Source organism: Butyrivibrio sp. AE2015, assembly GCF_000420825.1.
Taxonomy (GTDB): domain Bacteria; phylum Bacillota; class Clostridia; order Lachnospirales; family Lachnospiraceae; genus Butyrivibrio.
Genome location: NZ_ATVR01000010.1, coordinates 65421 through 85443, shown reverse-complemented (window position 1 = coordinate 85443; position 20023 = coordinate 65421). Strand labels below are relative to the sequence as shown.

Sequence of the window (20023 nt, the reverse complement as noted above, 5' to 3'; positions counted from 1 at the left end):
ACTTTTTCCTTATCTTCTTGACAACTCGTCAGTTATATCCTCCCAGCTAACATTTTTTTCTGCCATGAGGACCATCATATGATACAGGAAATCAGACATTTCGTAAACTATTTCATTATCATTTGGATTTTTTGCGGCAATCACAATCTCTGTAGCTTCTTCGCCCACCTTTTTAAGAATCTTATCAATACCCTTATCAAAAAGATAATTTGTATAAGATCCCTGTCTTGGATTGAGTTTTCTGTCTTTTATCACGTCAAATACTTCATCCAGGACTTTTTGAGGATTCTTTTTATCATAGTCAGTTTTGGCTATTTCATTGAAAAAGCATGAATAGCTTCCTGTATGGCAGGCTGCACCGATCTGCTTAACGCTTGCAAGAATCGTATCCTTGTCACAATCAGCATACAAAGCCTTAACAAACTGATAATGTGAACTTGTCTCTCCTTTAATCCATAACTCATTTCGACTACGGCTAAAATATGTCATTTTTCCTGTCTCGAGAGTTTTATTATAAGCTTCTTCGTTCATATATGCCAGCATAAGAACCTGATCAGTTTTATAATCCTGAACAATTACAGGAACCATGCCATCTGAATTCTTTTTAAGATCATCCCACGAAAGAGCTCCCTTAAGGGCAAAAAGCTCTAAATTATCATTGTCCAGAGCTTTTTTATATTCATCAAGGCTCTTTTCATAGTCATCAATAACGTAGGATATTGTAAAGTCTATGTCAGATGAAGCAAGATCCTTAACTGATTTTGGAAAATATATAAGTTCAGTTGTATATTTCTCAACGAGTTCTTTATTCGCTTTAGTCTGCGCATCATCAGAGAATATTGCATATATTTTTTCTTTGCCAAATTTCTCTGAGCTTTCGGCAAGGCTTTCAATTTCGCTCTGCTCTGAAAGATTAACGGCAACCTTTGAACATCCTGCGTAAAGAAGTTTTTTTACATCTTCCATACGCTTGATATTACCGGCGCCAATTACATTTCCGTCAGCTTTTTTACATATTGCCTTTATCATATCAAGGGCCTTTTCATGGGCTTCATCGCCCATTCCTCTTGAAAGATCATAAAGAAAAATTGAATTGACGCCCTTCTCATTGTAAATCTTAACAAGATCCAACGGATCATCGCATATTACCGTTTTATCTGATACGCCTTTTATAGCCTTTTCGTCATAAAGATAGATACATGGAATAAGCTTTCTTATTTTTGACATATTATAAAGCTCCTTTAGTACTTAAAACGTCTGTTATTCTTGGATCGACCATAGTTGCTGTATCTACAGCTTTTGCAAAAGCTTTAAACATTGCTTCGATCTTGTGGTGGTCGTTGCTGCCGGTCAAAACTCTCAGGTGAATGTTCATAATTGCAGAGTATGAAACTGCGTAAAAGAACTCATTCACAAGCTGTGTATCAAAGTCACCAACCATGGGAGATGTAAATGCTGCATCCATTACAAAATATGGTCTTCCGCAAAGATCCACAGCGGCCAAAACAAGGGATTCATCCATTGGAAGAATTTCACTCCCATAACGTCTGATTCCTTTTTTATCTCCAATGGCCTGTAAAAGAGCCTGTCCAAGGACAATTCCGGTATCTTCTACAGTGTGATGCCCGTCAACATTGAGGTCGCCCTTCACTTTTACTTCCAGATCAAAAAGACCATGTTTTGCAAAAGCTTCAAGCATATGATCAAAAAATCCAATCCCGGTTTCAATGTCAGCCTTGCCTGTACCGTCAATATTAAGCTTTACGCTGATATCAGTTTCTTTTGTCTTCCTGATAACACTTGCAATTCTTTCTCCCATAATTTGTGGCTCCTTGCGTTATGTTAACTAAATATTGCTATTTAATTATAAACAATTTATTAATCTTGCATTTAACAATTATTTTAGAAAGTTTACTTGCAATTTTCGAACCTTACTGCAATAGAATTTGCATGTGCTGTAAGGCCTTCCTCTTTTGCAAATAGTTCAATATCCTTGTGGACTTTATATAAACCTTCCTGTGAATATGAAATGATACTTGTCTTTTTTACGAAGTCATCAACAGAAAGCGGTGAGAAAAATCTTGCTGTCCTATTTGTAGGTAAGATGTGGTTAGGACCTGCAAAGTAGTCTCCAAGCGGCTCTGAAGAATATTCTCCAAGGAAAATAGCACCTGCATTTTTAATCTTGGTCATAGTCTCAAATGGATTTTTGGTAATTATCTCAAGGTGCTCTGATGCAACTGCATTTGCAGCATCTATTGCATCATCCATATTATCTGCTACAAAGATATAACCATAATTGTCCAAAGATTTTTTGATGATCTCAGACCTTGAAAGTGTTTTTAAGAACTCATCAATTTCTTTTGACACTTTATCTGCAATATCCTGAGATGTTGTGATAAGTATGCTGCTTGCAAGCTCATCGTGCTCAGCCTGTGATAAAAGATCTGCTGCTACATATCTTGGATTGGCAGTTTCATCTGTCAAAACAAGGATCTCACTGGGACCTGCGATTGAATCAATTGAAACGTGTCCAAAGCATGCTTTTTTAGCCAATGCTACAAATATATTTCCAGGGCCTGTTATTTTATCTACCTTTGGAACTGAAGCTGTACCAAAAGCCATAGCTGCGATTGCCTGCGCTCCGCCAACTTTATAAATTTCAGTAACACCTGCTATATCTGCTGCAACAAGGGTTCCGGCATTAACTTTACCATCCTTTGAAGGAGGTGTGCACATTACAATTCTTTCAACTCCGGCAACTTTTGCTGGAACTACATTCATGAGAACGCTTGACGGATAAGCAGCTTTTCCGCCGGGAACATATACGCCTGAGATCTCGATAGGAAGGATTCTCTGGCCAAGTATGCTTCCGTCTTCTTTTGTATCGATCCAGGTATTTCTCTTTTGCTTTTCATGGAAAACTCTAATATTTTCAGCGCTCTTTTTCATGACTTCCACAAAGTCATCTGAAAGCTCTTTATAAGCTTCTTCTATTTCTTGCCTTGTTACTTTTATTGTTTTTTCATTTACATCAAATTTATCAAATTTAAGTGTATAGTCAAAAAGGGCTTTATCGCCATTTTCTCTTACATTGCTGATGATCTCGTTTACTGTATTTTCGTATTCTGTATAGCTTCCGGGATTTCTTTTTAAAAGATTTCCTAAAAGCTCATCTTTTGTTTCTTTGGTAAGTTTTACTGTGCGCATATATTAGAGATTCTCCTTTATGTCATTTATAAGCTTTCTTATTCTTTCAGTTTCCATCTGCATGCTGACCTGATTGACGATCATTCTGGCAGACAGAGGGCAGATTTCTTCAAGTACTTCAAGTCCGTTCTCTTTAAGTGTTGAACCTGTCTCAACAATATCAACTATGACATCACTTAAATTAACTATAGGACCAAGTTCCACAGAACCATTGAGTTTTATGATGTCAACAGTCTGATGCTTTTGATTAAAGAAATAGTCTTTGGCAATCTCCGGATATTTACTTGCTACTCTTATAAGTTCCCTGTGTTCAAGGAGCTTTTTGGCTTCTGCAGGTCCGCATACACACATCCTGCATTTTCCAAAGCCAAGGTCAAGCACCTCATAAACTCTTCTCTTTTCTTCCATTATGGTATCAGCGCCAACAATTCCTATATCAGCAGCACCATATTCTACGTAAGTTGGCACGTCCGGGCCTTTTGCCAAAAAGAATTTCAGTTTTAATTCTTCATTTGTAAAAATAAGCTTTCTTGTTTTTTTATCTAAGATCTCATCACAGGTAATACCGCATTTATTTAGTATTTCCATTGTGCTATCTACAAGTCTTCCCTTCCCAAGGGCAAAGGTCAAATATCTCATAATGCCTCCATTTATTCATGCAAAAGACAAACATTTTTGCCCTTCTGTCTTAGGTCTGTTGCTTTTTTAAGAGCATCATCAAAATTATCTTCGTTATAAGTAACGGATATTGCAGATGCTTCATGTTCAAATTCTATGCCCTGTCTTTTACAAGCAGAAATAAGGTCGTCAAGTATGATCACAAACCCGATGGCAGGCGCATCTTTCCCGTATTTACCAAGAAGATTGTCGTATCGTCCGCCCTTTGCTATAGCATCGGGAGCGCCATAGGTATAGGCACTAAATATCACGCCTGTGTAGTAATTAAACTTACTAAGGACACTAAGGTCAAAAGAAATATATTTCTGAACACCATAGCTTGTAAGCACTTTATAAAGCTTTTTTAGCCTCTTAACAGCGTTTAATGACATTTCGTTATTGGCGATGTTCTCAGCCTTATCAAGAGCATCATCAGAGCCTATAAATTCAGAAACCTTAAGGATCTGGTCAATGTACTTTGAATCTATGTTGCGCTCGTTCATAAGACTTTCTGCTGCAAAATAGTTTTTAGAAGTGATCTGCTCTCTTATTGCAGCTTCTGTTTCCTTATCAATACCGGCTTCAATGCAAAGACCCTTATAAAATCCAGCATCACCGACACTTATCTGAAAATCACTAAGTCCTGCGCTCTTAAGACAACTTACCAAAAGAGCTATCATTTCAGCGTCAGCCATTACAGAATCATCATTCATTAGCTCTACACCGATATTGTAATTCTCTTTTAACTTTCCCTGCAGATTAGAAGTGTTTAAGAAGGTTTTTCCTTCATAACAAACTCTTACAGGAGTACCATTTTCAAGCAGGACCTTTGAAGCACATCTTGCAATGGACGGTGTGAAGTCAGGACGAAGAACAAGAGTATTTCCTTCCTTGTCGAAAAACTTATAGAGTTCTTTTGCATCAGTCGTATTGATCTCCTCTGCAAATACATCAAAATACTCAAATGTAGGCGTATCAATGTCCTGATACCCAAAACTCTTCATCTTGCCATGAATTTTCTCGGCAATTATTATCTTGTCACTACATTCTTCACCATAGATATCTCTTACTCCATCCGGAGTATGTAACAGAACTTTGCTCATAATACCTCTTTTCACTTTCACGTGGTACAGTGCTACTCTGATAGTATGCTAATATAGTAAAGAGTTTAACATCCAATATTAACTTATGTCAATTATTTATTCCCTTTCCTCTAAATCTTTTTGGATAGTATCAAGAAAAGGGATCAAAATGCCGGATTCACCGGGTGAATGTATTGTATAGGAAATATCGAGCTCATCGTGACGAAAACTCTTTCTGCCGCCATTTTCAGCTCTTTCCCAAAATTCATTTAATTTTCTATAGGGTAAATAATAGAACTCGTTTAGACTTGTAAAATATATCAAAAAGAAAGCAACACCATCCTGCTTTTCAAAATCCTGCATAAATGCAACCTGATGAGGATGGATGTTCTCTAAGGCAAATGTAGCTGTAGCGCATTCCTTTGCATCAAAACAAACAGGAATGCCCTGAACAACTCCTATATAATCGACTGTACTTTTCTGGTCAAAATATGCCAGTGTAATGTGCCTTGTCTGTTTATCAATGTTAATGGGTGTGATAGGTGTAGGAATTTTCTGAATAAGCGCAAGGCCAAGTTCCTGATACCTTTCATTGGATCTATTTATAAGTTCCTCTAATGTGGAACCTCTAAGTCCCCTTGATTTCCAAGTTGGCATGTTACTCCCCCTAGATACCCTCAAACACAGAAGGCAGTTTTGCAATAAACTCTCTCCCCGAGAGATATTCAAGTTCTCCGGACATATTATCCGGGAAATGAATCCTATAGCTGTGTAGCAGCTGATAATTTATACCATTATATTTCTTGCCGCCGTATTTTATATCTCCAATAAGCGGATGGCCAATGCTGGATAAATGAGCCCTAATCTGATGAGGCTTACCTGTTATGAGCTTAACTTCAAGCATGGTAAGATCAGATTTTTCATAATATTCCAAAGGCTTATACTCAGTTTCGATATATGAATATCTGTCATCTTTCGGATCATTTTCCTTTATAAAGACTTTGTTTTTGGCTTCATCCTTATAAAGATAGCCCTTAAGTCTTATACTGTCTGTGATCCTTCCGGATACAAGCGTTCTGTAGAATTTATCAAGAGTCCTGTCTTTTAGCATTTGGTTCATTTCTCTTGCGCCGGATAAAGACTTAGCGCAGATAACAAGACCTGATGTATTCCTGTCAAGGCGGTTACATATAGATGGCTTATAGGTTAAAAGACTCTCCTGTGTGACAGCGCCTTTATTTAAAAGATAATAGATAAGCCAGTCATTGAGGCTTATATCATCTTTATCAGCTTTTTGGGACAAAAGACCTGCAGGCTTATTTACAAATATTACATTTTCATCTTCATAAACTATTTCAACTGAAAGTTTCTCGTAGGAAGAACTTTTTTTCTCATTAACGGAAGCTTTTTTCTTTCCTACAAACTTATCAAATGTCTCATCTGAAAAGTAAATCTTTATAGAATCTCCGATTTTAAGCTTTTCTTTTCCATCTGCTTTTTTGTCATTTAATGTAATATTCTTTTTTCGCAGCATCTTATAAATAAAGCTGCCGGTTGCTTCAGACAGATAAGCCTTTAGAAAGCTATCAAGTCTTTTGCTTTCCTGATTTTTATCAATAACTATTTCTTTCATTCTTTTCTTATAGAACCTTAAATAAACTGAATATATTTACATGACCGGTAATCACAGAGATATGGATAAAAGAACTGCTGCAGGTGTCTGAACAGTTCCAACTTCCCATGATTCTTCAATGGCAACTGGATCGATCTTCTTTTCTTCGCGAAGTTTATCAAGCTGAAGGAGTCTGTCACAGAATTTATCTGCATCTGTAAATACTTTAATGCTATAACTTGAATACCCGCTTCCTGCCATCATCTTCTTAATATGCTTCTCACAGTCTGATTCTTCCATGTCCTTATCAGCTGCCAGAGCACATATATTCTTATCAAGTACTGTAGAAGCTGCGATATAGAAGTTTTTGTCATAGGATGTGATTATATGATCATAATGGATCAAAAGACCACCCTTATTATCTTCAATCTTCTTATAGTCCTTAAGTGAGCAGCTTTTGGCTTTCAGGAACATGATCAGGTTTACACCGCTCCATCCTGTTGGAAGACAAAGAACTGCAGCAATAATGCTAAATATACTCTTCTGACTGTGATATATAAATAATCCTGTAAAAAACACAATAAGAACAATTGCAAGGCATATAGCGGTTCTTATGATCGCTACCTTTTTTCTGTATTCAATATAACCAAATTCACCTTTATCTACACGTTTCATAATATTACCTGTATTATTCTACTCCTAGTTCTTTTAATTCATTTTCTGTAAGAGGTCTGTACTGGCCTGGTAAAAGAGTTTCATCAAGAACAAGCGGACCAAATGTAACTCTTTTTAAGAAAACAACCTTATTTCCAATAGCTTCCATCATTCTTTTTACCTGATGGAAACGTCCCTCATGGATAATAAGATGAACAACAGGATTGCCCTTGTCGTCATTTTCTTTCCTTATGACCCTTGCTTCCATGGTAAGATATGGATCGCCATTATCTTTTTTATCGCCTATATCTACGCCACTTTCAAGCTTTCTTATATCCTCGTCGCTTAGCTCTTTTTCAAGATGAACTTCATAGGTCTTATCTACATGTTTTTTAGGAGAAAGAAGCCTGTGAATAAGACCGCCGTCATCTGTCAAAAGAAGTAGTCCAACAGTATCAATATCAAGACGGCCTGCAGGATTTAAGCCTTTTACATTTTCATCTTTAAGTAGATCAAGGACTGTTTTATTTCTCCCATCAGTTGTGGCAGATACTACTCCATCAGGCTTATAAAGCATGTAATAATGGAATTTACTAAATGTAAGTTCGATACCATCAAAGGTAATTACATCAGCATTCTCATCAATATGAATGTCAGCCTTTTTAACGGGAGTTCCATTTACTGAACATCTTCCGTTTTTTACATATTCTTTTATTTGTTTGCGGGTACCAACATTGTGGTCGCCCAAAAATTTATCTAATCTCAATTTCTTCTCTCTTTAATTGGTATACCCTGTAACCAAAACAGGTTCGCTTTCCTTGTAAAGTTCATAATTATTATATGCTCTGCATACAATAGTAGGTGATACAACACCCTTTGGAATATTTACATTAAAGGACTGTGTTTCCTTTGTTCTATCCCACATCTGCAATAATGAGTAAGTTTTGCCACCATCATAACTATAGGAAAAATATATTACAGGTGACTGGCTGTCCTTTGTACTCATCTCTATAAGAGCATTTCTGCTGTTACTGTCATAAGAAACACAGGAAACCTTGCAGTAATCCGGCTCTGTGAAATCCTGACTCAAACGAGTTTTTGGGGTGCTGACAGTTTTGAAACTATAATTGGAATAGTCAGCTCCTGTAGTCTTGGAAGTAAGCTTAAAATACTTGGCGACTGCAGTTGCATCTGTTACTCCAAGGGTCTTTAGGAATCCAGCAGTGTTAAGAAATGGCAGATCATAACCGTGATCAAGGTAAGCGTGCTCAATAATTACGCAGGGAATGTCTCTTGCTACGCTCTGCCTTATTATTCCATAATAGTCTTTGCCTGTTTTGCCAATCTTTGTCTTTACGCCTTTCTGGTAAAGACCAAGATTTCCAAGCTCATCAGACATAATCTGCCCAAACTCAGCACCCTTTTTGTAAAAAGAGCCAAAAGCTGATGTCCATATCTCGGAACCATAAAAATCATGTTCCAAAGAAGCATTGAAATGGATGCTGTACATAAAATCTGCATTTAAACTCTGGGCAGTAGCTGCACGATCCTCAAGTGATATAAAAGTATCAGTTGTTCTTGTCAGGTATACTGTTACATTATCATACTTTTCAAGCTCTTCCTTCATTGCAGTTGCTACCTGCATTGTCATCTCTTTTTCAGAAAATCCGTTATATTGCGCACCAAGATTTCTTTCTCCGGTTCCGCCATGGCCCGGATCGATCACTATAACAACATTCTTAGATGCTGAGGCAGCTTCTGCTTTTATAGGCATAGTTGCCCCTAAAAGCCCCAAAAGAATTACAATAGTTAAAACAAAAGAAATAATGCTTTTTTTCATAAAATCCCCCACATGTATGATGCAATGCAAATTCCTATGATATAAATAAGCTGTCGCAAAAAAGCGGCAGCTTATAATGTTCTATCAGTTAAGCATATCAAGGTTGATTGCTTCAGATGAAGCGGCATCACCAGCTTCACCGGCTACTGCATCCTGAGCTGTATATCCGGCATCTCCGGAAACCTCAGGCTGTTTAAGATCAGCTCTGTTTGATTTTATAACTTCACTGTACTGTGTAAGAGCTGAAAGAATGCTATCATTGCTCTGTGAAACTGATTTAACGATATCAAGACTATGCTGCTTAACAGCATCTATGATCTCATCATTGTTTTTGCTTGTGGCATCGATCGACTGCGCGATGACATCCTCAACTCCTGCCAAAAGCTGGTCTGTATACTGAACTGCAGCACCCTTCATATTATTGGCTTCGATCATTGCATTATCAAGGATCTCTTTTGCCTGCATTGCAGCCTGTGATACGACTTCATTGGCCTGGGCGTATGCCTGCTGCATGATCTCGTGTTCATTTATAAGCTGATTAGTCTTGATTGTTGCCTGATTTACGATCTCTTCAGCCTTTTTCCTGGCATCATTTAAAATAGCTTCTTTGTTGCTGATGATCTTCTGATACTTTTTGATTTCCTCTGGTGTTTTGCTTCTGAGTTCTCGAAGGAGCTCGTCAATTTCCTCTTTGTTAACAATTATCTTAGTCTGTGATAAAGGCTGAGGTTTACAGTTGTCGATATATGTCTCTATCTCGTCAATCAACTGTTCAATTCTGCTAGTCATTTTTTAATTCCCCCTGACTTATTTTCTGAACCCATACTTTTTATATAATGTGTCAGCGACAAAATCCGGAACACATGGAGTAATATCGCCGTTATAGCTTGCAACTTCTTTTACAACCGAGCTGCTAAGGTAAGAATACTGAAGTGAAGTTGTTAAGAAAACAGTATCAACTTCATTGTGAGAGAGTTCCTTATTGGTCTGCGCGATCTGAAGCTCATACTCAAAATCGGTAATAGCTCTAAGGCCACGAATAACAATATGAATGTTCTCTTTTTTACAATAGTCTATAAGAAGACCGCTAAAAGATTCAACATATACGTTATTTAGGTCACTTACTGACTCTCTTATCATTTTAACACGTTCATCAAGCGTAAACAATGGAGTTTTAGCGGAATTGCACATGACAGCCACTATAACTTTATCAAACATCTGTGATGCACGCTTTATTATATCTAAATGTCCGTAAGTAACTGGATCGAAACTTCCGGGATATACTGCAACCTTCACAGTTACTCCTTTCTATAGAGAAATACATGCTTATTTGTTTTATATTCTTTTTCTCTTCTTACTTCAAAGCCATAATCATTTGCAAAAGAGAAATCCATATCAAGAGCACTTTCTACAATGATCATGGTATTTGGAGTTACATAGTCCATATTGGATAACTGAGACAATGTTCTCTCATAAAGGTCCTCATGATAAGGAGGGTCGATAAAGATAATATCAACCTCTTTCTCATGAATATTCCTAAGACCTAATACTACGTCCTGCTTAAGAACAGTTGAAACATCTTCAAAATGAGTTGTTCTCAAGTTTTCCATGATGCATTTGTATGCTGAATTGGCATTCTCAATAAAATAAGCCTTTGTAGCTCCTCTTGAGAGGGCTTCAATTCCAATTCCGCCGCTTCCGGAAAATAGATCAACAAATACAGCGCCAGGAACCTGATTCTGTATCATGTTGAAAAGTGTCTCTTTAATTCTGTCCTGTGTAGGCCTTGTGTCATTTCCTTCAGGAGTTATTAATCGTAATCTTCTAGCTGAACCTGCAATTACTCTCATAATCTCACCTTTGTTCCCTTAGTATCTCTGCTTGTAACTTTGAGATGGCCAAGCTGAAGTTCTTTATCGTTGTGCTCGATCATCTTTTCTTCCATATCGTTGAGATAATATACATCCCTGATATAATCGTTCTTTCCAAGTCTCATTCCTCTGACACCAACAGCAGCCTTCTTTTTCTCAGGAATCGTTTCAACATAGAAACGAAGGAAATAGCCATCGTTAGATCTAAGGATTACAGTCTTCTGTGTGTGAATGACTTCAACATTTACAACTTCGTCGCCATCCATAAGCTTTGTAGCAGCAACTGTTCTCTTTGATACATCAAATTCGCCGCCATCAACTATCTTCATCATAGCCTGTTTTGTAGTAAATACAAGTCTGTAGAGATTAAGCTCAGACTGGCTGGCAGCAAGGACGATAGTCTCCTTGGAAGTGTCAAAATTGCTGACGTTATCAATAGGAATTCCCTTGTCTCTCATTTTACCCTGAGGAAGATCCATCGCCTTTACAGTATGCAGATTTCCAGCATTTGTAAAGAAGCAGACCTTACCAGTGTTTTTCATGATAAATGAGAACTTGAATTCCGCCTGGATAGTCTCCTTATTTTTTTCGTATGTGTTGGCATCTATGGTCTTTGCATATCCGAATCTGTCCATGATAAATGCCACATCTGTTTCTTCTACAGGCTTTTCTTCGTATACAGCTGTTTCTCTGTTATCTATTATTGTCTTTCTTGGAGCCTGATACTCTTTTTTGATCTTATTAAGATCATTTTGTATAACAAGTGACATAGACTCGTGGCTTTCAAGGATATCTTCATACTTGAAAATATTGGCCACTGTCTCTTCATGCTCTTTAATAAGTGCATCAAGTTCAAGTCCAATAAGTTTATAAAGTCTCATTTCAAGGATTGCATCAGCCTGTGCTTCAGTAAACATAAGCTGAGATGCCATTGCTTTTGACTCTCTTGACTTGAAATTGATTCCTTCAGTCTCGCCGTTAACAAGGCAATTCTTGGCCATGCTTCTATCTTTAGAGCCTCTTAAGATCTCAATAACAAGGTCGATTACATTGCAGGCTTTGATGAGACCTTCCTGAATCTCTTTCTTTTCCTGCTCTTTTTTAAGAAGAGTTGTATACTTTCTGGTTGCTACTTCAAACTGGAAGTCAGCACATGCTCTCATGATTTCCTTAAGAGACATGGTTTCAGGCCTGCCGTTATCAATAGCAAGCATATTAACGCCAAAAGTATCTTCAAGCTTAGTCTTTTTGTAGAGGAGATTTGTAAAGTTCTCTACATCTGTATCTTTTTTAAGCTCAATTACAATTCTGATACCCTCTTTTGAGGATTGGTTAGAAATATCAACAATATCATTTGTGATCTTCTTTTCAGCAAGTTCAGCTACATCAGCCATGAACTTACCGATACCGGCACCGATCATTGTGTAAGGAATTTCTGTAATAACAAGATTTATGTGGCCATTTTTGCCCTTTTCAGTCTCGACCTTACCTCTGATCTTGATCTTACCTGAACCGGTCTCATAGATGTTTCTTAGTTCATCCTTGTTGATGACAACGCCACCGGTAGGAAAATCAGGTCCTTTTATATATTTCATGAGATCCTTTGTAGTTAAAGAATCATCCTGAATATAAGCTATCTCAGCATCTATTACTTCCGCAAGGTTATGAGGAGGTGTGCTTGTTGCCATACCTACCGCAATACCTTCGGAACCATTTATAAGAAAATTTGGTATCTTTACAGGAAGAACTGATGGCTCTCTTTCAGTTTCATCAAAGTTTGGTAAAAAATCTACTACATCCTTATCAAGATCCTGAAGAAAGTTTTCCTGAGTAACCTTTGAAAGTCTGGCCTCCGTGTAACGCATTGCAGCTGCGCCATCACCCTCGATGTTACCAAAGTTACCATGACCATCTACAAGAGGGATCATCTTTTTGAAGTCCTGTGTCATTACGACAAGACAGTCATAAATAGAGCTATCACCGTGAGGATGATATTTACCCATGGTATCGCCGACTATTCTGGCACTTTTTCTGTATGGTCTGTCATATCTTATACCCAGTTCATACATATCGTATAAAGTTCTTCTCTGAACAGGCTTAAGTCCATCCCTTATATCAGGAAGAGCTCTTGCGATTATGACACTCATGGCATAATCTATGAAAGACTTCTGCATTACTTCAGAGTATTCAGTTCTAATAATTCTATCTTCCACTGTTATTCCCCTAACAAACCTTAAATATCTAATTCTGCATCAGTTGCGTGCTGATGTATAAAATCACGTCTTGGAGGTACATCAATACCCATAAGAAGTTCTGTCATCTGAGATGCCATCTTGGCATCTTCAATCTCAACAAGTTTTAATAATCTCTTTTCAGGATCAAGTGTAGTCTCCCAAAGCTGAGCAGGATCCATCTCACCAAGACCTTTGTATCTCTGCAGTGTAAAAGAGCCTTTATGAGTATTCCTGTATTTGGCAAGAGCACTGTCATCATAGAGATATTCTTCTTTTCCGCGGGCTGGCATAGCCTTATAAAGAGGTGGCATAGCTATATAAACATGTCCCTGGAAAATAAGCTCAGGCATGAATCTATAGAACAATGTCAAAAGAAGTGTTGAAATATGCTCACCATCAACATCGGCATCGGCCATGATAATGATCTTGTCATATCGTAACTTGTTTATATCAAAGTCATTGCCATAACCTTCAGAAAAGCCACATCCAAAGGCATTGATCATTGTCTTGATTTCAGCATTAGCCAAGACCTTATCAATACTTGCTTTTTCAACGTTAAGTATTTTCCCTCGAATAGGAAGTATTGCCTGGAAGTTTCTGTCTCTGGCCATTTTAGCGCTGCCACCGGCAGAATCTCCCTCAACGATGAATATCTCACATTTAGAAGCATCCTTGCTGATACAGTTGGCAAGTTTACCATTTGAGTCAAAGGAATACTTCTGCTTTGTAAGCATATTAGTCTTTGCTTTTTCTTCTGTTTTCCTTATCTTGGCAGCTTTCTCGGCACAACCGATGATTGCCTTCAAAGTCTCAAGATTTCTGTCAAAGAATCTTGTAACTTCGTCGCCTGTGATCTTGGAAACAATCTTCGCAGCGTCCTGATTATCAAGCTTTGTCTTAGTCTGTCCTTCAAATCTTGGATCTGGATGCTTAATAGAAACAACAGCAGTCATACCGTTTCTTACATCGGTGCCTGTAAAGTTGTTGTCCTTTTCCTTTAATATGTTGAGCTCTCTGGCATACTGGTTTATGACATTGGTAAACATTGTCTTAAAGCCTGTAAGATGAGTACCGCCTTCAGCGTTATAGATATTGTTACAGAATCCAAGAACTTCCTCATGGAATTCATTTACATACTGAAATGCTACTTCAACCTCTACGCCTTCGCTTTCACCGCTAAAAGATATAACATCATGAACAGCCTCTTTTGACTTGTTCATATCCTTAATAAATCCGGTAATTCCGTCTGGCTCATGGAACTCAACATATTCCTCTACACCAGGGCGCTTATCCTGAAAAACAATCGTAAGAGATGGGTTAAGATAAGCAGTCTCGTGAAGTCTTGACTTTATATCATCTTCTTTAAATCTTGTTTTTTCAAAAATAGTGTCATCTGGCAGGAAGTTTATTGTTGTTCCATTTTCTTTTGTTGTTCCAACAGGAACTAAAAGGCCATTTTCAAGCTTAGTTGTGGGAATACCTCTCTCATAACTATCTTCATAAATATAGCCGTCTTTTTTTATCCTGACGCTCATCCTTGTTGACAAAGCATTTACAACTGATGAACCAACACCATGTAGACCACCACTGGTCTTATATGCATTATTATCAAATTTACCACCGGCGTGCAGCATAGTAAGAACAACACGCTCAGCAGTGATGCCCTTAGCGTGCATTCCTACAGGAATACCTCTACCGTTATCTTCAATTGTAGCTGAACCATCAGCCTCTAATGTCACATGGATTTTTGTGCAGAAACCCGCAAGATGTTCATCAACAGCGTTATCTACAATTTCATAAACAAGATGATTAAGACCTCTTGTAGAAACACTGCCAATATACATACCAGGACGCTTCCTTACAGCCTCAAGGCCCTCCAAAACAGTAATACTCGAAGCGTCATATTGTTCGTATGCAGCCATTCAAAACCCCTTTTCAAAACTTTTTTCTAAATAATATAAATTCAAATTAAAAATGTAATTTTCTGGTAACAGTTACTGCCAAAGCCCCGGGACCAATGTGGCAGGCAACTGACAAAGAAAGCGGATCCATATGAATATCAAATCCCGGAAACGCCTCTTCCACTTCTTTTTTCCAAGCCATAGCAGCTTCTAAATCCTTGGTATAAGCACATGCAATATGAAAATCTTTTGCATCCATACCACCGAATCTGTTCTCGATATCTGCCTTAATGGCATTTATCATTATGTTTTTACCCTGATTTGATGTACGTGCTTTAGCAAATGCATCAAGCTTTTCACCCTGGATCTGAAGAACCGGCTTTAAACGAAGGAGTGTTCCGAGTGCAGCTGCAGCCGGTGTGATTCTTCCACCCTTTTTAAGATAATATAGAGTATCAAGCATAATATAGATACTGGATTCGAATTTTGTATCCATAAGCTTTTTGACGATCTCTTCTGCTGATAAACCTGCTTTTGCCATTTCAAGTGCATCAAGAGCAGACTGCCTCTGAGTTACAGATATTCTCTGGTTATCTACTACGAAAACCTTGCCCTCATATTCTTCCTGAGCAATCATATATGCGCTCTGGCAGGAGCCTGAAAGGCCGCTGCTCATAGGAATATATATGATCTGGTCATAATCCTGTAAAACCTTATCCCACAGAGTCATAAGTGAATCAGGAGTCGGCTGGCTTGTTGAAACGGCAGCATCCTCACCAAGTTTGGTATAAAATTGTTCCTGAGTAAGATTTATATCTTCATAAAAATCTTCATTATTTATCATAAATGGCATAGGAACAACAAAAAGCCCTAATTCCTTGGCCTGACTTTGAGTTACACCACTATTACTATCTGTAATAACTGCAATCTTAGACATAATATAGATATTCTACCGACAAAAAAGCCGATAATCCTCCTATTTTCATACTATTACACTAGAATAATATTACTTTTATAATGTGGCAAAGTCAACCGAATTTGCCGATTTTGTGCTGAGTAATTCTTTTAATACACTATGTTGTGGCAACATAAGATCAGGATCATTTGATAAAATCCTATCCGCATCCATAGCTGATTCTTTAACAAGATCGCTGTCGTGGTATATATCCCCAACGCGGAAATTAAGGTCACCGCTTTGACGAACTCCAAAAAGGTCGCCCGGGCCTCTTTGTCTTAAATCCTCCTCTGCAATCTTAAATCCATCATTGGATTTATTCATGATATCAAGCCTTTCTTTGGCTTCTTTTGACTCGGAAGTATTAAGGAATATACAATATGACTGAGCATCGCCTCTTCCTACTCTTCCACGAAGCTGGTGGAGCTGTGAAAGCCCGAATCGCTCGGCATTTTCAATCATCATAACCGTGGCATTTGGAACATTTATGCCAACCTCTATAACAGTTGTGGAAACTAGAACATCTATATCTTTCCTTGCAAAAGCATCCATTATCTTGTCTTTTTCAGCCGACTTCATTTTTCCGTGTAGCATGTCAATTCTTATATCTGAAGGCAGTGCTGCTCTAAGCTTTTCTGTGTAATCTGTGACATTTTCAACATTATCAAGTTCGCCTTCTTCAATCATGGGGCAAATTACATAAGCCTGATGGCCTTCTTCCACCTGATTTTTTATGAATTTATAAGCTGTAGGTCTGTAATCTGTTCCAACAACACAGTTCTTTATAGGCTTTCTTCCACCGGGAAGTTCATTAACTATAGAAATATGCAGATCTCCATAAAGAATTATCGCAAGTGTTCTGGGTATTGGAGTTGCACTCATCAGTAAAACATGCACCTTATCGCCTTTTCCTGCCAAAGATTCTCTTTGGCGAACTCCAAATCTGTGCTGTTCATCAGTAACTACCAGGGCAAGATTTTTATAATTCACCTTTTCCTGAATAAGGGCATTTGTTCCGATAATGCAGTTAACTTCGCCTTCACTTATAAGCCTCTGTGCCTCTTTTTTCTCTTTAGCAGAAAGAGCTCCTGTCAAAAGAACCGGTTTTAAAGTCTTAAGATCATATTTTTTGATAATTTCCTTAAAGCTCTCATAGTGTTGCGCAGCCAAAACTTCTGTAGGAGCCATTAGTGCGCCCTGATAGCCATTTGCAGCTGTGGTTAAAAGAGCCAGCAAAGAAATAATTGTTTTTCCGGAGCCTACATCTCCCTGTATAAGCCTGTTCATAACTGTTTCGCCGCCAAGGTCGGATCTAATATCTTCCCAGGCCTTCATCTGAGCATTTGTAAGCTTATAAGGAAGCCTTTCCAAAAGCCTTTGTGTGTCGGCTACGTCAATCATTGGATATGAATTCTTGATAACTTCCTGAGACTTTTTTAATAGCCTTAACTTGAGCACAAAAAGTAAAAACTCATCATAAGCTAGTCTCCTTCTGGATTTTTCCAGTGCTTTCGCATCAGAAGGAAAATGTATGCCTACTACAGCTTCGCTATAGCTTGTAAGACCATGACTTTTGATTATTTCATCAGGCAGATATTCTTCAAATCTTCCTGCATTTTTAAAAGCCTCATGCATTGCCTTTATCACTATGTTGTTAGAAAGCCCCTTAACAAGAGGATACCTTGGCTGCATCTGACCCATAAGCGCCATATACTCGTCAAATTTATACATTTTAGGCTGATCCATAGAAAGGAAATTACCTTTTTTCTGAACCATTCCTCTAAAGACATGAGTTGTTCCCGGTTTTAACACGCTTGCAAGGTAAGGAGCGTTAAAATAGGTCATTTTAACTCTTGCGGTTTGATCAGCAGCCTCAAAAGCAATAATAGAAAGGTTTCTGACTCTTCTTTTAACAATGCTTCCTATAATAGTCAGTTTACATGCGTTTACTTCACCAGGTTTCATATCACAGGCATTTACAATATTTCCATAAATATCATAGGCCCTTGGATAGTACCTGATCAGGTCACCACAGGTATAGACGCCACATTTTTCAAAAAGCTTTGCTGTTTTCTCCCCGATACCTTTTAAATTTATAACCTTTTCTTCAAGTTCTCTGCTCCCCAAAACACACCTCGCAATAAAGAAAATTAAAGCCAGGCAAACTAAGGCCTGGCTTATGGTTAATCTATAAATTATTCTGCAGAAACTATGTAGTAATATATTGGCTGTCCGCCATACTGAAGTTCTACATCACACTGTGGATACTTCTCACTGATCTTGTTCTTTAAGTTCTCAGCATCCTTCTCATCAACTTCATCACCATAGTAAACACTGATGAGTTCAAGATCGTCATTCATCATCTTATCAAGCATGTTATATGTTACATCAGCAATTTCAGCTCCTACTGAAAGGATTCCTGAATCACCGATTCCCATGTAATCGCCCTGTTTGATCTGTACATCATCGATAACTGTGTCTCTTACGGCATATGTTACTTCACCGGTATTAACAGTTGAAAGAGCTTCTGTCATAGCTGCTATGTTATCTTCAAGTGCTACATCAGGTACATAGTTAATGATTGCAGTTACACCCTGAGGAACAGTCTTTGATGGAACAACTACAATCTTTTTACCATTGTCTGAATCCTCTGCCATAATAGCTGCCTGATTAGCTGCAAGAATAATATTCTTGTTGTTAGGAAGTACTATTACAGTGTCAGCATTAACCTTTTCAACAGCATCCATAATATCTGCTGTACTTGGATTCATTGTCTGTCCGCCTTCAATGACGTAATCAACTCCAAGTCCTCTGAAGATTTCTGCAAGGCCATCACCGGCACATACTGTAACAAAGCCAACTTCCTTGTGAGGCATCTCAGGAATTTCTTCTTCCTTTGTATCATCAAGTTCAACCTTGTCACCAAGAGGAATATCATCTCCAGGTAAATATGTTGGTGTAAGCTCAGCAGCTCCATTTATCTCAGTCTTGATCTCAGCCCAGGAACCATCATTATTTTCATGGAAGAGTTTCTCTCTGTGTTCCATTCTCATATTGTCAATCTTCATATTTGAAAGCTGACCATACATAAGAGCTCTCTGAATAGCAAGACCAGGATCATTGGAATGTACGTGAACCTTACATATCTCGTCATCGGCCACCATTACAATGCTGTCACCAATTGATTCAAGGAAAGACTTAAAGTCAATTTCCTGCTTGATATTAAGAGGTTTAGACAAAAGAACAATAAACTCTGTACAATAACCAAATTTAATATCAGCTTCTTCAACTTCCTTGCCAGCCGCACTTTGTTTTGCGCCTGGTGTCATGGCTTCTTCATTTATGGAAAGATCGATCTCTTTTCCAAGATATCCATCAAGAGCACCCTTAAGAACCTGCATAAGACCCTGTCCGCCAGAGTCAACAACACCAGCCTGCTTAAGTACAGGCAGCATATCAGGTGTTTTGGCAAGTACTTCATCAGCGTACTTAATAACTTCGCTGCAGAAATACTCGATATCATCTGTTCCCTCTACTGCAAGTTCATGAGCCTTTTCAGCTGCACCCTTGGCAACAGTAAGGATTGTTCCTTCCTTAGGCTTCATAACAGCCTTATAAGCAGTTTCAACAGCCTTATCAAATGCGGCTGAAAGAATCTCTACATTAACTTCATCATGCTCTTTAACAACCTTGGTAAATCCTCTAAGGAGCTGTGAAAGAATAACTCCGGAGTTACCTCTGGCACCGCGAAGGGAACCAGATGAAATAGCCTTACAAATGGATGTCATGTCGCTGCTATCGCCAAGACCTGAAACCTCTTTAGCTGCTGACATGATAGTCATTGTCATATTTGTGCCTGTATCTCCATCGGGAACAGGGAATACGTTAAGTTCGTTTATCCATTCCTTTTTTGCCTCAAGATTCTTGGCACCAGCTAAAAACATTTTTGACAACAGCTTAGCGTCAATTACATTATTACTCAAAACTTAATTCCTCCTAGAACTCAA

Annotated in this window: 18 protein-coding genes; all 18 read right to left on the bottom strand. The window is 38.2% G+C overall.

Annotated features, from left to right (window positions below; all coding sequences use genetic code 11):
* Positions 1 to 9: 9 nt before the first annotated feature.
* Positions 10 to 1227 carry a bifunctional phosphoribosyl-AMP cyclohydrolase/phosphoribosyl-ATP diphosphatase HisIE gene (gene hisIE, locus G585_RS19345; protein ID WP_022773994.1) on the bottom strand — a complete coding sequence of 406 codons (1218 nt, stop codon included), beginning with the start codon at positions 1225 to 1227 and terminating at the stop codon, positions 10 to 12.
* A 1-nt stretch (position 1228) separates the two neighbouring features.
* On the bottom strand, positions 1229 to 1819 hold the full coding sequence (gene hisB, locus G585_RS0107160; RefSeq protein WP_022773992.1) for an imidazoleglycerol-phosphate dehydratase HisB: 591 nt from the start codon (positions 1817 to 1819) through the stop codon (positions 1229 to 1231).
* 92 nt (positions 1820 to 1911) lie between these two features.
* Entirely contained in the window at positions 1912 to 3210 is a 1299-nt protein-coding gene (gene hisD, locus G585_RS0107155) for a histidinol dehydrogenase (RefSeq protein ID WP_022773991.1), read from the bottom strand.
* A 3-nt stretch (positions 3211 to 3213) separates the two neighbouring features.
* On the bottom strand, positions 3214 to 3849 hold the full coding sequence (hisG, locus tag G585_RS0107150; protein ID WP_022773990.1) for an ATP phosphoribosyltransferase: 636 nt from the start codon (positions 3847 to 3849) through the stop codon (positions 3214 to 3216).
* Between the two features lie 11 nt (positions 3850 to 3860).
* Positions 3861 to 4970, bottom strand: coding sequence for an ATP phosphoribosyltransferase regulatory subunit (hisZ, locus tag G585_RS17490; RefSeq protein WP_022773988.1), 1110 nt, complete (start codon positions 4968 to 4970; stop codon positions 3861 to 3863).
* 96 nt (positions 4971 to 5066) lie between these two features.
* The gene (locus G585_RS0107140; RefSeq protein ID WP_022773987.1) at positions 5067 to 5606 is read right to left on the bottom strand and encodes a Holliday junction resolvase RecU; all 540 of its coding nucleotides are present in this window, start codon (positions 5604 to 5606) and stop codon (positions 5067 to 5069) included.
* A 10-nt stretch (positions 5607 to 5616) separates the two neighbouring features.
* A complete protein-coding gene (locus G585_RS0107135; RefSeq protein WP_026663836.1) occupies positions 5617 to 6582 on the bottom strand; it encodes an RluA family pseudouridine synthase in 966 nt (321 codons plus the stop codon).
* 51 nt (positions 6583 to 6633) lie between these two features.
* Entirely contained in the window at positions 6634 to 7236 is a 603-nt protein-coding gene (locus G585_RS0107130) for a hypothetical protein (RefSeq protein ID WP_022773986.1), read from the bottom strand.
* A gap of 13 nt (positions 7237 to 7249) precedes the next feature.
* Positions 7250 to 7981, bottom strand: a complete 732-nt coding sequence (locus G585_RS0107125; protein ID WP_022773984.1) for a pseudouridine synthase — start codon at positions 7979 to 7981, stop codon at positions 7250 to 7252.
* A 12-nt stretch (positions 7982 to 7993) separates the two neighbouring features.
* Complete coding sequence (locus G585_RS18880) at positions 7994 to 9055, bottom strand: N-acetylmuramoyl-L-alanine amidase family protein (protein WP_022773983.1); 1062 nt, start codon at positions 9053 to 9055, stop codon at positions 7994 to 7996.
* A gap of 84 nt (positions 9056 to 9139) precedes the next feature.
* Positions 9140 to 9844 (bottom strand): hypothetical protein, encoded by a 705-nt coding sequence (locus G585_RS0107115; RefSeq protein WP_022773982.1) that lies wholly within the window; start codon positions 9842 to 9844, stop codon positions 9140 to 9142.
* Positions 9845 to 9862: 18 nt separating this feature from the next.
* Entirely contained in the window at positions 9863 to 10351 is a 489-nt protein-coding gene (gene coaD / locus G585_RS0107110; RefSeq protein ID WP_022773980.1) for a pantetheine-phosphate adenylyltransferase, read from the bottom strand.
* A gap of 2 nt (positions 10352 to 10353) precedes the next feature.
* The gene (gene rsmD / locus G585_RS0107105; protein ID WP_022773979.1) at positions 10354 to 10905 is read right to left on the bottom strand and encodes a 16S rRNA (guanine(966)-N(2))-methyltransferase RsmD; all 552 of its coding nucleotides are present in this window, start codon (positions 10903 to 10905) and stop codon (positions 10354 to 10356) included.
* Entirely contained in the window at positions 10902 to 13100 is a 2199-nt protein-coding gene (locus G585_RS0107100) for a DNA gyrase/topoisomerase IV subunit A (RefSeq protein ID WP_051142967.1), read from the bottom strand. Before G585_RS0107100 ends, rsmD begins: the two co-directional genes overlap by 4 nt.
* A 59-nt stretch (positions 13101 to 13159) precedes the next feature.
* Positions 13160 to 15082, bottom strand: coding sequence for a DNA gyrase/topoisomerase IV subunit B (locus tag G585_RS0107095; RefSeq protein ID WP_022773977.1), 1923 nt, complete (start codon positions 15080 to 15082; stop codon positions 13160 to 13162).
* Positions 15083 to 15128: 46 nt separating this feature from the next.
* On the bottom strand, positions 15129 to 15998 hold the full coding sequence (locus G585_RS0107090) for a DegV family protein (protein WP_022773975.1): 870 nt from the start codon (positions 15996 to 15998) through the stop codon (positions 15129 to 15131).
* A 75-nt stretch (positions 15999 to 16073) separates the two neighbouring features.
* Positions 16074 to 18143, bottom strand: coding sequence for an ATP-dependent DNA helicase RecG (recG, locus tag G585_RS0107085; protein WP_022773974.1), 2070 nt, complete (start codon positions 18141 to 18143; stop codon positions 16074 to 16076).
* A gap of 68 nt (positions 18144 to 18211) precedes the next feature.
* The gene (locus G585_RS0107080; RefSeq protein ID WP_022773973.1) at positions 18212 to 19999 is read right to left on the bottom strand and encodes a DAK2 domain-containing protein; all 1788 of its coding nucleotides are present in this window, start codon (positions 19997 to 19999) and stop codon (positions 18212 to 18214) included.
* Between the last annotated feature and the right edge of the window lie 24 nt (positions 20000 to 20023).

What these genes read in the sequence shown, in the direction of transcription:
- hisG (WP_022773990.1), bottom strand. Translation starts at nt 3,849, where the DNA reads ATGAGATATTTGACCTTTGCCCTTGGGAAGGGAAGACTTGTAGATAGC.
- G585_RS0107115 (WP_022773982.1), bottom strand. Translation starts at nt 9,844, where the DNA reads ATGACTAGCAGAATTGAACAGTTGATTGACGAGATAGAGACATATATC.
- G585_RS0107095 (WP_022773977.1), bottom strand. Translation starts at nt 15,082, where the DNA reads ATGGCTGCATACGAACAATATGACGCTTCGAGTATTACTGTTTTGGAG.
- hisZ (WP_022773988.1), bottom strand. Translation starts at nt 4,970, where the DNA reads ATGAGCAAAGTTCTGTTACATACTCCGGATGGAGTAAGAGATATCTAT.
- G585_RS18880 (WP_022773983.1), bottom strand. Translation starts at nt 9,055, where the DNA reads ATGAAAAAAAGCATTATTTCTTTTGTTTTAACTATTGTAATTCTTTTG.
- G585_RS0107140 (WP_022773987.1), bottom strand. Translation starts at nt 5,606, where the DNA reads ATGCCAACTTGGAAATCAAGGGGACTTAGAGGTTCCACATTAGAGGAA.
- hisIE (WP_022773994.1), bottom strand. Translation starts at nt 1,227, where the DNA reads ATGTCAAAAATAAGAAAGCTTATTCCATGTATCTATCTTTATGACGAA.
- G585_RS0107090 (WP_022773975.1), bottom strand. Translation starts at nt 15,998, where the DNA reads ATGTCTAAGATTGCAGTTATTACAGATAGTAATAGTGGTGTAACTCAA.
- G585_RS0107135 (WP_026663836.1), bottom strand. Translation starts at nt 6,582, where the DNA reads ATGAAAGAAATAGTTATTGATAAAAATCAGGAAAGCAAAAGACTTGAT.
- rsmD (WP_022773979.1), bottom strand. Translation starts at nt 10,905, where the DNA reads ATGAGAGTAATTGCAGGTTCAGCTAGAAGATTACGATTAATAACTCCT.
- G585_RS0107130 (WP_022773986.1), bottom strand. Translation starts at nt 7,236, where the DNA reads ATGAAACGTGTAGATAAAGGTGAATTTGGTTATATTGAATACAGAAAA.
- hisD (WP_022773991.1), bottom strand. Translation starts at nt 3,210, where the DNA reads ATGCGCACAGTAAAACTTACCAAAGAAACAAAAGATGAGCTTTTAGGA.
- hisB (WP_022773992.1), bottom strand. Translation starts at nt 1,819, where the DNA reads ATGGGAGAAAGAATTGCAAGTGTTATCAGGAAGACAAAAGAAACTGAT.
- G585_RS0107100 (WP_051142967.1), bottom strand. Translation starts at nt 13,100, where the DNA reads ATGCAGAAGTCTTTCATAGATTATGCCATGAGTGTCATAATCGCAAGA.